At 68.7% G+C, this 12,211-nt stretch carries 13 protein-coding genes and 1 pseudogene; 3 read left to right on the top strand and 11 right to left on the bottom strand.

Going from position 1 to position 12,211, the window contains the following annotated elements; translation table 11 throughout:
- Window positions 1-186: 186 nt before the first annotated feature.
- Window positions 187-483, bottom strand: a complete 297-nt coding sequence (locus ACIQTP_RS25975) for a hypothetical protein (RefSeq protein WP_403403683.1) — start codon at window positions 481-483, stop codon at window positions 187-189.
- 130 nt (window positions 484-613) lie between these two features.
- Window positions 614-1,237, bottom strand: coding sequence for a TetR/AcrR family transcriptional regulator (locus ACIQTP_RS25970; protein WP_403403681.1), 624 nt, complete (start codon window positions 1,235-1,237; stop codon window positions 614-616).
- Window positions 1,238-1,469: 232 nt separating this feature from the next.
- Here ACIQTP_RS25970 and ACIQTP_RS25965 point away from each other — a divergent pair, with 232 nt between their 5' ends.
- Together ACIQTP_RS25965 and ACIQTP_RS25960 are read left to right on the top strand one after the other, a co-directional pair.
- Window positions 1,470-2,972, top strand: coding sequence for an MFS transporter (locus ACIQTP_RS25965; RefSeq protein WP_403403678.1), 1,503 nt, complete (start codon window positions 1,470-1,472; stop codon window positions 2,970-2,972).
- A gap of 49 nt (window positions 2,973-3,021) precedes the next feature.
- The gene (locus tag ACIQTP_RS25960; protein WP_403403675.1) at window positions 3,022-4,023 is read left to right on the top strand and encodes an NADP-dependent oxidoreductase; all 1,002 of its coding nucleotides are present in this window, start codon (window positions 3,022-3,024) and stop codon (window positions 4,021-4,023) included.
- A gap of 239 nt (window positions 4,024-4,262) precedes the next feature.
- Here ACIQTP_RS25960 and ACIQTP_RS25955 read toward each other — a convergent pair whose 3' ends face one another.
- The 6 genes and pseudogenes from ACIQTP_RS25955 to ACIQTP_RS25930 form a co-directional block, all read right to left on the bottom strand.
- A complete protein-coding gene (locus tag ACIQTP_RS25955; protein WP_403403672.1) occupies window positions 4,263-5,090 on the bottom strand; it encodes a PhzF family phenazine biosynthesis protein in 828 nt (275 codons plus the stop codon).
- Window positions 5,091-5,671: 581 nt separating this feature from the next.
- Window positions 5,672-6,370, bottom strand: coding sequence for an SDR family oxidoreductase (locus ACIQTP_RS25950; protein WP_403403670.1), 699 nt, complete (start codon window positions 6,368-6,370; stop codon window positions 5,672-5,674).
- 261 nt (window positions 6,371-6,631) lie between these two features.
- The gene (locus ACIQTP_RS25945) at window positions 6,632-6,910 is read right to left on the bottom strand and encodes a hypothetical protein (RefSeq protein ID WP_403403667.1); all 279 of its coding nucleotides are present in this window, start codon (window positions 6,908-6,910) and stop codon (window positions 6,632-6,634) included.
- 194 nt (window positions 6,911-7,104) lie between these two features.
- Window positions 7,105-7,239: an IS3 family transposase gene (locus ACIQTP_RS25940; RefSeq protein WP_402046245.1), complete on the bottom strand. Its 135-nt coding sequence runs from the start codon at window positions 7,237-7,239 to the stop codon at window positions 7,105-7,107.
- Window positions 7,240-7,442: 203 nt separating this feature from the next.
- Window positions 7,443-8,291, bottom strand: a pseudogene (locus ACIQTP_RS25935) (questin oxidase family protein); the annotation flags it as partial.
- A gap of 88 nt (window positions 8,292-8,379) precedes the next feature.
- Window positions 8,380-8,682: an endonuclease domain-containing protein gene (locus ACIQTP_RS25930; RefSeq protein WP_403404133.1), complete on the bottom strand. Its 303-nt coding sequence runs from the start codon at window positions 8,680-8,682 to the stop codon at window positions 8,380-8,382.
- 131 nt (window positions 8,683-8,813) lie between these two features.
- Here ACIQTP_RS25930 and ACIQTP_RS25925 point away from each other — a divergent pair, with 131 nt between their 5' ends.
- A complete protein-coding gene (locus ACIQTP_RS25925) occupies window positions 8,814-9,176 on the top strand; it encodes a hypothetical protein (protein ID WP_403403664.1) in 363 nt (120 codons plus the stop codon).
- A 318-nt stretch (window positions 9,177-9,494) separates the two neighbouring features.
- Here the strand turns inward: ACIQTP_RS25925 and ACIQTP_RS25920 are convergent, their stop codons facing one another.
- The 3 genes from ACIQTP_RS25920 to ACIQTP_RS25910 all read right to left on the bottom strand — a co-directional run bounded on the left by ACIQTP_RS25920 (window position 9,495) and on the right by ACIQTP_RS25910 (window position 10,983).
- The gene (locus ACIQTP_RS25920; RefSeq protein WP_403404131.1) at window positions 9,495-9,896 is read right to left on the bottom strand and encodes a hypothetical protein; all 402 of its coding nucleotides are present in this window, start codon (window positions 9,894-9,896) and stop codon (window positions 9,495-9,497) included.
- The gene (locus ACIQTP_RS25915; protein WP_403404128.1) at window positions 9,877-10,038 is read right to left on the bottom strand and encodes a hypothetical protein; all 162 of its coding nucleotides are present in this window, start codon (window positions 10,036-10,038) and stop codon (window positions 9,877-9,879) included. The genes ACIQTP_RS25920 and ACIQTP_RS25915 overlap by 20 nt, the downstream gene beginning before the upstream one ends.
- Before the next feature lie 678 nt (window positions 10,039-10,716).
- A complete protein-coding gene (locus tag ACIQTP_RS25910) occupies window positions 10,717-10,983 on the bottom strand; it encodes a hypothetical protein (protein WP_403403661.1) in 267 nt (88 codons plus the stop codon).
- Window positions 10,984-12,211 lie beyond the last annotated feature (1,228 nt).

Raw genomic sequence — 12,211 nt, 5'->3', positions numbered from 1 at the left:
GCCCCACACCCCACCGCCGCCCGCCCACGGGCACCGCCGTGACTCCGTGCACTGCCGACCTTCGCGCTTGGGACTCCCAACAGAGTGAGCCGACCTGAAGACTGCCCGACAGGTAGTGTGCGTGCCCGCCGGAATACGCAACGGGGGCGTGTAGTGGCCCCCCAGACGCCGGTCACGCGCTCCCGTTCAGGACGAGCGCTCGCGCCTCTCGATGTCGTCCCACGTGAGCGACAAGTTCGGCTTGTCGGGGTTCCACCGGTACTGCAAGTCCTCGTTCTTCAGCAGCACGCCCGCCTTGGCCATCCGGTCGAGGAGGTCGACGAGCATCTCACCGAGCGGGTAACCGTCCATCCAGAACATCCGTTTGACCCCGCCGAATGACTGGTCCCCCGGAAACGCCCCCAGGATCTTCCCGAGTTCGAAGCCGGCCGCGTCGTAGTCGGTCCAGTCGGCCAGAACGTCCCGCAGTCCGCCCATCGCCATGGCACCTCTCCCTTCTAGGATCCTCATCGCGTCGGGAAGCGGCCGATCGCCGAGAGTGTCGCCTATCCACGACCAGACCAACGCGCGTCCAAGCTGAACGTCACATCATCGACAGCTTCCGCTGGGACCTCTACGCGGGGCCGCACATCGCGTCGACGACGGCTTTCACCAGGGTGGACACCTCGCCGGGGTTGCTGTCGCGGGCAAGTTTGCCGTAGAGGACCAGCGAAGCCAGCCCGTGGACCAACGCCCATGAGCCGGCCATGAATGCCGCTTGCCGGCTACCCAGGCGCGTATTTACCGCCGCCACGCGTGCCGCCAGTACGGCGTATGTCTCATCGGCGGCCGCGCGGGTCTCGGGGTGTCGGTCGTCGCAGGGGCGGCCGAACATGAGCCGGAAGAGCGCCTGATGGTCGAGTGCGAAACGGACGTACGCCTGCGCCAGCGTGGCCAGTTCTTCGCCGGGGGCCGCAGTGGCCTCCGCCGCCAGCAGGGTGCGGCGCAGATCCTGAAAGCCGTGCGTGGCGAGCGCGGCCAGGAGGTCGTCCTTGTCGGAGTAGTGCCGGTAGGGGGCATTGGGTGAGACCCCGGCCCGGCGGGCGACCGCTCGCAGTGACAGTCCCGCCTCGTCGCCTTCCTCCAGCAGCTCGAGTGCGGCGTTCAGACAGGCGGCACGCAAATCTCCGTGATGGTACGTGTCCCGGGCCGTTGCCACCTGATCCACCCTTCCGCCAAGTGTTGCCAGTGTATACATCCGGGCACCGGGGGCTCAGAGCTCGCCGGCGCCATTCCGGGACTTCGGGCTGGTCTCCGGATGGCCGCCCCAGGTCTCTGGGATGGTCAGCCAACAGGCCAATGTTGACGCTGCACACTTCCCATGCTTAATGTGGACGGTGTTCACATCCGAGGGTCGGCCAGGACACCGAATGGGCCGCGTCCGCCACAAGCCCCCACCGCACAAGACACCCCGGAACAGGTCCTTCTCCATGCACCAGTCCTCCACTGAAACCGCGGCAAAGCCCGCTTCACGCCCCCAAATCCGCGACCGGCCGTCGCTCCGCTGGTGGGTTCTCGCCGTCGTCGCCGTAGCCCAGCTGATGGTGGTCCTCGACACCACCATCGTGAACATCGCCCTGCCGTCGGCTCAGAGTGACCTGGGCTTCTCCAACGGTGACCGGCAGTGGGTGGTGACCGCTTACGCCCTCGCGTTCGGCAGTCTGCTGCTGCTCGGCGGCCGCATCTCGGACATGTTCGGCACGAAGATCGCCTTTCTGGTGGGGCTGGTCGGCTTCGCCGGGGCCTCAGCCCTCGGCGGCGCCGCGGGCAGCTTCGAGAGCCTCGTCATCGCCCGAGCCCTGCAGGGCGTCTTCGGCGCGTTACTCGCCCCGGCCGCCCGATCCATCCTGACCACGACATTCACCGACGGAAGGGACCGGGCCAAGGCGTTCGGCGTGTTCGGCGCCGTCGCCGGCGCGGGCGGCGCCATCGGGCTGCTGCTCGGCGGATTGCTGACCGAGCACCTGAGCTGGCGCTGGACCATGTACGTGAACCTGGCGTTCGCCGCGCTCGCCTTCGTCGGTGGTGCGCTGCTCTTCAACCGCTCCGGCCGCGACCGGGCCGCGACCCTCGATGTGCCCGGCACCCTGCTGGTCTCTGCGGGCCTGTTCGGCATCGTCTACGGTCTTGCCAACGCCGAGTCCCACTCGTGGGGCTCCGCCGAGAGCTGGGGATTCCTGGTCGCGGGCGCCGTGCTGCTGGCCGCGTTCTCCTGGTGGCAGACCGAGGCCACGCACCCGCTGCTGCCGCTGCGCGTGCTGCTGGACCGCAACCGCGGAGCGTCCTATCTCGCGGTGCTCATCCTGGGCGCGGGCATGTTCGGCGTGTTCCTCTTCCTGACCTACTACCTGCAGCAGACGCTCGGCTACACCCCGGTCAGGACAGGCCTGGCCTTCCTGCCCATGGTCGGCGTCATGGTGGTCACCTCCGTGCTGTCAACGACCGTCCTGGTGCCTCGCTTCGGCCCCAAGCCCGTGGTGCCACTGGGCATGGGCCTGGCGGCAGGCGGACTGGTATGGATGACCTCCCTGGGCCTGCACAGCAGCTACGCCGCGCACATCATGCCGGCGCTGCTCGTCTCCGGGGTGGGCATAGGGCTGGCCACCCCGCCCGCGATGAGCCTGTCGACGTACGGGGTGGCGGCCCAGGACGCCGGTGTGGCGTCCGCCGCCGTCAACACCATGCAGCAGGTCGGCGGCTCGATCGGCACCGCGATGCTGAACACCTTGGCCACCACCACCGCGGCCAACTACATCATCGGCCGCAACCCCCGCGACCCCCAGGTGCTCGCCCAGGCCGCGCTGCACGGATACGCCACCACCTACTGGTGGTCCGCCGGACTCTTCGTGATCGGTCTGGTCGTCAGCGTCCTGCTGTACCGCCGCGGCACGACGGGCTCGGGTCCCGTCATCGCTCCGGGCGCGCACATATGACCCCGAACGGGCTGTCCTCGTAATATCGACAGTGAGGTAGGAAACTGACATGCAGGCGTACGTGATGACCCGATACGGGGACGCGAGCGCGATGGAATTGCGGGACCTCCCCGAGCCGGTGGCAGGCGACGGCGAGGTACTCATCCGGGTACGGGCCGCAGGTCTGAACCCGATCGACTACAAGGTCCGCCAAGGCGCGATGCGGTTGGTGCACCGCCTCACCCTGCCCCAGGTGGCGGGCAGTGAGCTGTCCGGTGTGGTGGAGGGGGTCGGCGCAGGTGTCACGCGTTTCGCGGTCGGAGACCGGGTGTTCGCCAGGGTGGACAAGAAGAAGCTGGGCGCCTACGCCTCCTACGCCGTCGTCGACGAGACGCTGGTGGGGAGGATGCCGGAGTCCCTGAACTTCGCCGACGCGGCCGGCCTGCCACTGGCCGGGCTGACGGCCCTGCAGGCGCTGCGCGACGAGCTGGGCGTCACCGTGGGCGACCGGTTGTTCATTTCCGGCGGAGCCGGGGGCGTGGGCACCCTCGCCATCCAGCTGGCCGTCCGGATGGGGGCGGAAGTGGCCACCACCGCGTCACCCCGCGGCGAGGAGCTGGTCCGGTCCCTCGGGGCAACGACGGTCATCAACTACCAGAAGCAGAAGTTCAAGGACGTCCTGAGCGATTACGACGGTGCGTTCGATCTGACCGGTGGACAGGACCTGTCGGACAGTTTCGCCATCCTCAAGCGAGGAGCCAAGACGGTCTCCGTCGGAGGACTGCCCGAGCCGGCCAACGCGCGCGTGGACTTTGGTGCGGGCCCGCTGGTGTCCACCGCGCTGTGGGTGGCCGGCGCCAAGATCCGCCGTCAGGCCAGGCAACGGGGGGTCGACTACCGGTTCCTGTTCATGCACCCCAGCGGACCGGGCCTCGATCTGCTGGCCGACCTGGTCGACAAGGGCGAGCTGAAGGCAGTAACCGACCGCGTCTTCCCGTTCGAGCAGATCGCCGACGCATTCGCCTACCTTGAGCAGGGCCACGCCAAGGGCAAGGTCGTCGTCCAGATGTGAGCCGCACTTGAGGTTCAACTCCATGCGTGGACAACGGGTTTCATGCGGCGAGTGGCAGCGTACGTGATGCGAGTCATGTCGTTCGAAATCGACGTGTCCCACTGACGATGACCGATACCCGGGCCATGGTCTTCTGCTTGAAGCGTTCGTGGGTTCTCTGCGTGCCGTGGCCGCCATGGACGCGCAGGAACCCGCGCCGCCGGGCGCGCACTGTCACTAACCTCTGTGGGTAAGAACACCTAGGCCCGCAGGGTGCCGTCCATGACCGAGACGGCGTCTCCGGTGAGGTGGACGCGGTCGCCGTGCAGGGCAGTGCGGACCAGTCCGGTGTGCTCGGATGCCTGGAGGCCGGTGAGCCTGTCACGGCCGAGTCGCGCCGACCAATAGGGGGCGAGCACGGTGTGTGCGCCGCCCGTGACGGGGTCCTCCGGGATGCCGCTGGCCGGTGCGAAGAAACGGGACACGAAGTCGTACTCCAGCCCGGGCTCAGCTGAGGGGGCTGTGATGATGACGCCGCGCAGGCCCGCGCGACGGGTCAGATCGGCTACCACGTTCCAGTCCGGGGCCACGGCCCGGACGGTGGCCTCGTCGGGCAGGACCACCAGCAGATCACCGAGGGCGGGAGGGTGGAGGGTGGCCTCGGGTTTGGCCGCCAATGCCTCAAGCAGCCCTTCCGGCACGGGAGTTGGGGTTCCGGTCGCGGCCGGAAAGTCCAACGTGATGCTGCTTTCCTCATCGGCGTGCGTGACGAGGATGCCGTGCTGCCGGCTGCTGAACCGCATGGTCCCGAGGAGCCCCCGCTCGGTGCGAAGCACGTGCGCCGTGGCCAATGTGGCGTGACCGCACAGTTTGGCCTCGACGACCGGGGTGAACCAGCGGATGGCCCAGTCGGCGTCAGCCTTGTCGGGCACGGGGAGAGCGAACGCGGTCTCTGAGTGGTTCATCTCGGCGGCGACCCGCTGCATCCAGGGGTCTACCGGCCACTCTCCGGCCGGCAGGAGACACACCCCCGCCGGGTTCCCGGCGAAGGGACGGTCGGTGAACGCGTCGACGATGTGAAATCGCATGTCAGGAACGTAGCGATGCGAGAAAAGCGCCCTCCAGGTCCAATCTGTGACGAGTGGACTGGCTGCGGGTCGGGGCACACGTGACGGCTGCGGGCCCCGGGGCGATTCCAGCAGATTGATCACAACCCGATACGCGCCCCAGCAGTCCGTTGTCGTGATCCGTGACGTACCGACGAACGCCTTGGACCTGGAGCTCGAAGAACTCTTCCTGCGGACTGGAGCCCGCTTTCGCCGTGTGAAGCCCGGGCGGCGGATGCGGGAGCACGTCCGCGTGCTGCTCGGCCCGGTAAGCCGAAAGAACAGCCGGCAGTTCGCTGAGTACGCCGGCCACGCCACCCCATACGGCCTGCAAGCACCTGCTCTCCCACAGCCGGTGGAACGCCGATGGCCTGTGCGACGACCTGCTGGCCTACGTGGCCGAACAACTCGACCAGGCGGGCGGCATGTTGATTCTCGACGCCACCCGCTTCGTGCAGAATGGGCACACACAAACCTTCAGTACGCGGCCAGGCTGCATCCGCGGTTGAAAGCACGCGCATCCCGGCCTGCTCGACGGCCGGGACCACAGTGGCCTGGGGCACTCACCGATTGGCGTACAGCTCGTCCAGTCCACCCGAGAGCGCGGCGCGTACGTGGCGGGTGACCTCGTCGACCAGCACTTCGGGTTCATCATTGAGCAGCCCCGTCATCGTCGCCTCGGCCACGTCGCCCGCAAGGATCTTCGGGGAGTCGACGTCTGCCGCCAAGTCGGTGTCGACATAGCCGGCATGCACGCCGACCACCAGCGTGCCCTGCTCCCGCAGGGCCAGCCGGAAGGCGTTCGTCAGCGACCATTGAGCGGACTTGGAGGCCGCGTAGCTCGGAAACTGTCGATTGGCCACCCACGACGCCACGGACAGCATGTTCACCAGCGCTCCCCCGCCATTGGCGGCCAACACGGGCGCGAATGCACGCGAGACAGCCCAGGTGCCCAAGTAGTTGACCTCCATCTCGTGCCTGGCACCGTCCAATGAGCCCTCCAGGAGGGACGGGCCACCAGTGACCCCGGCGTTGTTGATGACAATGCTGACATCATCGGCGGCACGTGCGGCTGCGGCGACCTGTTCCTCGTCGGTGACGTCCAGCCGCAGCGGAGTGAGCCCGGAGCCCAGGACGGTCTGCGGGTCCCGGACACCGGCGTACACCTTGGCTGCGCCGTGAGCGAGCAGGGCCTCCGTGAAGGCCATTCCGATGCCGCGGTTGGCTCCTGTGACAAGGGCTACCGAACCGGTGATGTCCATGATCATCACTTCCGTCAGCGAGTGCGGAGGACTCCCTCCTTCAAGGCTAGTACTCCAGCCGGACTTCTGTATTTCTCCTGCTCAACGGCCTGGCGATGGGGAGCGTAGCGGGGGTTCGGCATGGGTGGGACGATCTTGGGGCAGCTGACCCACCCACGTGTGCCCACACCGCATGTAAGGACAGCGTCGGGCACGTGACCGGTGGCGATGCCGCCATGGAGACCAGATGTGCCCGTACCAGCCCACGGAGCGGCGGACCTCTTACTGGTCCAGGCCGCACTCGTTCTTCGCGCTCTGGCAGCACTCCTCGATCTTCCAGCGGCATCCTTTGAGTTGGACCAAATCGGCGACGGTGGCGTCCATCTGGGCGCAGGCGAAATGGGAGGCAATCTCGTCGGGCTTGCTGATGCTGCGGCGGGCCGGCATCCACCGCTGCCGGGTCGGCTCGCCGCCGTCGGACGCGGCCACGGCGGGCAGACGGGCGGCGGCCCAGTCGTAGAACCGCTCTCCCTTGGGTCCCGGCGACAGCCGCTGCTTCACCTACTGCGGCTTGGGGACGGCCACGATGAGTTCGTCGGGGATGCGGGCCGCTCGACGGCGTTCCCGGTCGCCTGTCCAGGACTTGGGCAGGTAGAACTCGCGGTCGACCAAGATGGGCCACGGACGGTGAAGCGCTCCGAGTCAGACGGAGGTTCCGGACTGCCCCGGGTTGGGTGGAGTCGAGTTGTTTGGTTTCACGCCACTGATGGGGCGCGGAGTTCGTACTCCACCGGGCTCAGCACGCCCAGCGCGGAGTGTCTGCGCTGACGGTTGTGGAAGATTTCCAGGTACTCGAACCGAGGCTCGAGCGCTCCCTCTGGGGATGTCACCTCACCCAGCAGTTCGGCAGCCCGGCGGTGAATGGCCAACTCCAGTTGGTAAGCGGAGCGTTGGCGGGATCATGGGCTGTGAAGGCCGTCTGCGGAGGTGGTCAAGGTCGATCCGGCCGAAGCCCATGTGCTCGTGGAGCTTGACTCTGGTCACCTACCCTCGAACCTCGTCCTGTTGTGGGCGTGACAGTTGATGACAGTGGCTAGACCAGCGGTTCGCTCAGCTCGATGGAGCGCAGAGCCGCCGCCAGTGCCTGTTCGTCGCCGATGTCGAGGGCCGTGTCGGTCAGCTTGATGACGTGTTCGTCGCCGTGCGCGAAGGCCCGTTCGAAGACCTCTTCGGGAGTGAAGGTGCCCGGTGGGGAGTACGCGACCGGGGCGTGGGGTGCGTACATCGCGGTCACCGCCGCAGATGCCGTCCAGGCAGCCCGCAGGCTCGGCACCCACAGGGCATGCGGGAGCGCGGGCAGGGTGCGCAGGACGGCGTTGGGGGCTGTGGCCGCGTGGACCAGCATCGTCTCCTCGCCGTGGCCGTGGGTGGCGTACCGGTGGGTGGCCGCCCGCACCAATTCGGTGAGACGGTGGTACGCCTCGTGCGGGTCCTCGACAGCGGCCGCCCAAACCGGCAGGCCCGTGAGGCGGTTGAGCAGGGTGGCGAAGCCGCCGTCTCGTTGAGCGATGGGCGCCACGGCGTCAAGGGCGGCGGCCGCACTGTCGGCGCCGGGCAGCGGGGCGAGGTCCGTAACGGGGTGGTACCGGGCGGCCCAATAGCCGAGGCCGTGAGCGAGCTCGGCCAGACGTGGCTCAGTGCCCTTGTCGGCCAGAAGAGTGCGCACGGCGTGGCCCACCCGGATCACCGGGTGCGTCGAGCCGCCGTACATACCGGGCAGGAGACGGGGCCACCACTCGGTCAGCACGTCGCGCCAGGGGCGCTCGGCGATCTCGTGGCCGAAGTAGTCGATCCAGTCGGCAGCGCGGCGCGCATCGCCAAGAGCTAAGCGCCAATTCGCGTTGGTGACCGGCTCGATGCCGGACGGGAACTCCCTGGAGCGCCTCGTCGAGAATGCCCGTCGTATCCATGATGAGGACGGTAGGCGAGGCGCCGCGGCGGCGTAACAGGCTGAAGGCTTAGGACCAGCCCTAGGTCCAGTCACCGAACCGGCGCCTGGCACGCCCACTGTCATGCCGATTTGGCGACAGCCCATCAGTCCGCTGTTCGCGGCAGTTCAGGCGCTCCAAGAGGTGCAACACGTTGTCCTCGTGCCGGAGGAACCAGTCCGGCGAGGCCCTGGCCTCGTGCGTGTTGCGGCTGCCGCAAAACGGTCCGCGTACAAAGCCGTGGCCATGGCAGTGATCCCATGCCGACGCCGGGCTCTCCTTGCACAGACTGCACAGGTAGGCGTCGGCCCGGGTGTTGCGCCTGCGTGACAACTCGTACGGCATGCGGCGCAAGTGGCCCTCCTCGTACGAAGCCTTGCTGGAAGACCACTCTGCAATTGTTCGGCGACGTCCGGCCGGGGCTGAGGTGATTCGATCCGCTGCTGGACCCAGCGGCGTTCCTGGAAGCTTTGGATGTGCATGTACTCGGTGCCGACGGAACGGCAGTACGACTCCTGCAGGGCATTCAGCACATTGCGAAGCGTCATGGTGGCCTGCCCCGCGAACCCGTCGACGACGAATTCTCTTTGCAGGTCATCATCCCGGAGCCCGAATGCCGGGAGGTCGAGTTCCGGGAGGTCGAGTTCCGGATGGGCGGCCACCCGTCCTGCCGTGAGCGGGTCGGTATCGGCCACCAGGTGTCCGCGGACTCGATACGCGTCGATGAGCGCGGCAACGCGGACCGCCTTGACGGCCGCCTCGTCCGTGGTCTCCTGATGCTCCTGCGCATTCGTCGCGCTGTTGCGCGCCTCTCGGCGGCCCGCGGAACGCGAGGGTGAGGGGGCCGGTGAGGGCTCCCTCGGCGGCCCGGGATCGGGGTATCGCTCGTACTGTTCGTCCACGAGCCATTCGTTGATGCCGAATTCCAGCCCGTGGAGCACCGGCTGACCGGCCGCGAACCCCCACACGGACACTCCCTCCAGCAACGCGGCGACAGCGGCGCCCCGCGCATACGACGCGGGCCACGCGCTCGGCGCCACCCCGGCCAGCGCGCCGAGCGCCGTCACCGACTGGCCCAACGCCCCCAGGCCGATCTACACCGTGGGCACCACTGTTGCGGCAGGTACGTCGTGGTGCATGCACCAGGCAGCCGTAGATCATGGCCAGCACCAGCAGCGCCGCGACAAAACCGGAGGCCCAGCATCGCGTAGCACCCCAGCAGCAGGGCGAGCCGCAGTTGCCCGGCCGGTGCATGGGGCACCAGCAGCGCGCTCGTCGCGGCGGAGACCATCGGCGGGCATCACCGGCATCAGCCAGCCGCCGAACGCCGCGTCCGGCGCGAGGCGGTGCCGGGTGACCATCAGATACGGCACCGTGCACGCTGTGACAAGACCGAGCACGGTACCGAGCGACAAGAGCACCCAGTCCACACCCAGCGCTGCCTCAGGCCCGATCAGCCGCCGACCCGACACCAGCGCCCCGGCACCCACCGTGAGCAGCGCCACCGGCGGCGCGCCGAAGAACTGGGCCGCCGCCGGATCAGCCGCGTGTACCCGCAGCGCACGCTGCCGGAGATGGCCAACGGCCAGCAGGGGCCAGCAGCAGCGCGGCGCCCAGCCAGACCACCGTGGCGAAAGTCCGCTGCCCCGGAAAGCTCCGGGGCAGCGTGACCGCCGCGTTGGCGACGATGCCCGTGCCCATGACCGCCGCGAACCAGCTGGGGCCGAATACCGCACGCGTCGTTCCGTCTGCGGCAGGCGGCAAAGGACGGGCGGACGAGGAGGAATTCATGACCCCAACGTAGGGCGGGGCCGGAGCGGCACTGCCGTTCATGTCCAGATGCGAGGGGCTTGGAGCACATATCGAGCGACCGCCACTGTGCGGCAGCTCGCGGGGCCGACCGTCTTTCCCACACCACGAGTTGTCCCGTACAAGATCACCTTTTCCCGTACAAGATCACCCTTACCTGACGGCCTGTCACCGTTCAGCGGCTGCCCCCGATGACTCTCCGTGCGGGTCACGCTCCGGTGCTGAGCAGCTGTTGGCACCGGCGATGGCGGCGAGGGCCGGCAGCGCGGCGGAGCAAGTCAGACGTGGTCGATCACCGCGAACCGCCGTGCCGGGCTGGACCGATCTGGTCCGGAAGGTGCGGTTGCGGCCGTACGCGTAGCACACCAGCCGCTCACCCCGTGGCGGGGCGGCCGAACGGAGGCCCTCCGCGCCCAACCGCCCGTCCCGGACAAGATGGACGCCCCCGCAGAACGGCTTCGCCGAGATGGAAGCCGGGCGGGACAACCGCAAGCGCTCGGGCCCCAGGGAGGAGGCTGAAGGGGGCGAGGTGAAGGGATCGAGCCGAAAAGGCGCGTACGGGACCGCCGACTACCGCGGGGCCTCGCGGCACGCCTCGGTTGCGACGGCGTCCGCCACCCCGGCCCGGGCCAGATCGCCGACGCAGCCGCTCTGGTCGCCCACCAGGCCCACGTAACACCCCATCCGGACGGCGTCCGTGACCTCGGTGCCCTGGTCCCGGACATGGTTCTGGCAGGCGTCAATGTCCGCGTGGGCGGCTGGTGCGGCGATGACGGTGCCGCCCAGGGCGAGGGCCAGGCCGGCGAGAACACTGGGAATACAAGCCGAACGACGCATGAGGATGCACCTGCTCTCTGGGTCGGATCACGCGGCCCTGGGCGCACCGGACCGCGGGCGGGGGCGGCGGAGAGCGAACGCGAGAGACGGAATCCCCGGGGATCGAGCACCACAGGGGTAGAGCGGGCGGTGTGCCGTGCCTGTCATGCGGGTGGTGTGCGCCTCCTCCGAGACCCGATCGGCCCGGTATCGGCCACCCTCGCTCATACGACGGTAGAGCACTCCGTGAGCGCCCGCACTCCCGGAAAGACGGATGCCGTCGGGAAGTCTGGCCACTCGTCCGTGACGGCCCCCGCCGATGAGCCCGCCGCGATACGACGGTTGGGCGGAGACGTCGCGCGAGCGCGGGCGGCGGGCATGCCGCAGGGGCAGGACAAGACAGGTGATCTTGTAGACGGCCGCTTCCGGCTGGCCGGGCACCTCGGCACGGGCGGCATGGGCACGGTGTGGCGTGCAGACAACGAGACATCGAGAAGGCGGGCGAGTGCGGTGCGCCGAAGCAACTGAAGCCCCCTCGTCGCCGAGTGGCAGGGCCGGTCCGTGATCATCACCAGGAGCCGGGCACCCGGCGACCAATACCCCCTCATCTCCGAGCCCGTTGGCGCCGCGTTCCTCTTCGGCCGGCTGGTCAAGGCCGGCCGTCAGGTCGTCATGAAGGGCCTCTGCTGCCTAGCTCGGCGAACGGTCCAAGAACCGGGCTGACAAGCCACCGGCCAGCTGGGCCAGGGCTCTTGCCTTCCCTGGTGAGAGTGGCGTCCGCACGGCCGCGGTCTGGTTCTTCACCGATGGCGCTGCGCCGGCAGCGGCCGCCGTCAGCCACACCGAGCGCCCGGTGGTGATGCGGCTCGACAGCGATGGTGGTCCCGGCGAGCACGCCGTCCCCCCGGGAGCCGACGGACGGGGCCCGCACCGGCTTCGTCCTGGCGAACGGACAGCACGACGACCATCCCGACGAGGACACCGTCTCCTTGCCCGAGGCACTGCGGATCATCGGCCCCGTCCCCGGCACGGCCCCACTCACGCGGCCTGGCCGGTCGGCCGCCGGTCAGGCCAGTGCCTGGGGAATCTCATGGCCACGGCCCCTGGGGAATGACGCCATGGGACCGACCCCACAGGCGTGCCCGGCGGTCAGGAAGCGAGTCTGATGTCCGCGGCGATCGGGAGGTGGTCGCTGCCGGAGGCGGGCAGGGTCCGGACGTGGGTCGCGGTCGCCGAGCGGTCATGATGT

Origin of the sequence: Streptomyces sp. NPDC090798 (assembly GCF_044768965.1) — a bacterium.
Lineage (GTDB): Bacteria > Actinomycetota > Actinomycetes > Streptomycetales > Streptomycetaceae > Streptomyces.
The sequence above is the reverse complement of the archived record's forward strand: the minus strand, read 5'-3'. Positions and strand labels throughout refer to the sequence as shown.

Coding starts and splice junctions, on each gene's coding strand:
- ACIQTP_RS25975 (WP_403403683.1), bottom strand. CDS start 483: ATGGCGATGGGCGGACTGCGGGACGTTCTGGCCGACTGGACCGACTAC.
- ACIQTP_RS25970 (WP_403403681.1), bottom strand. CDS start 1,237: ATGTATACACTGGCAACACTTGGCGGAAGGGTGGATCAGGTGGCAACG.
- ACIQTP_RS25965 (WP_403403678.1), top strand. CDS start 1,470: ATGCACCAGTCCTCCACTGAAACCGCGGCAAAGCCCGCTTCACGCCCC.
- ACIQTP_RS25960 (WP_403403675.1), top strand. CDS start 3,022: ATGCAGGCGTACGTGATGACCCGATACGGGGACGCGAGCGCGATGGAA.
- ACIQTP_RS25955 (WP_403403672.1), bottom strand. CDS start 5,090: ATGCGATTTCACATCGTCGACGCGTTCACCGACCGTCCCTTCGCCGGG.
- ACIQTP_RS25950 (WP_403403670.1), bottom strand. CDS start 6,370: ATGGACATCACCGGTTCGGTAGCCCTTGTCACAGGAGCCAACCGCGGC.
- ACIQTP_RS25930 (WP_403404133.1), bottom strand. CDS start 8,682: ATGCCGTACGAGTTGTCACGCAGGCGCAACACCCGGGCCGACGCCTAC.
- ACIQTP_RS25915 (WP_403404128.1), bottom strand. CDS start 10,038: ATGGGCACGGGCATCGTCGCCAACGCGGCGGTCACGCTGCCCCGGAGC.
- ACIQTP_RS25910 (WP_403403661.1), bottom strand. CDS start 10,983: ATGCGTCGTTCGGCTTGTATTCCCAGTGTTCTCGCCGGCCTGGCCCTC.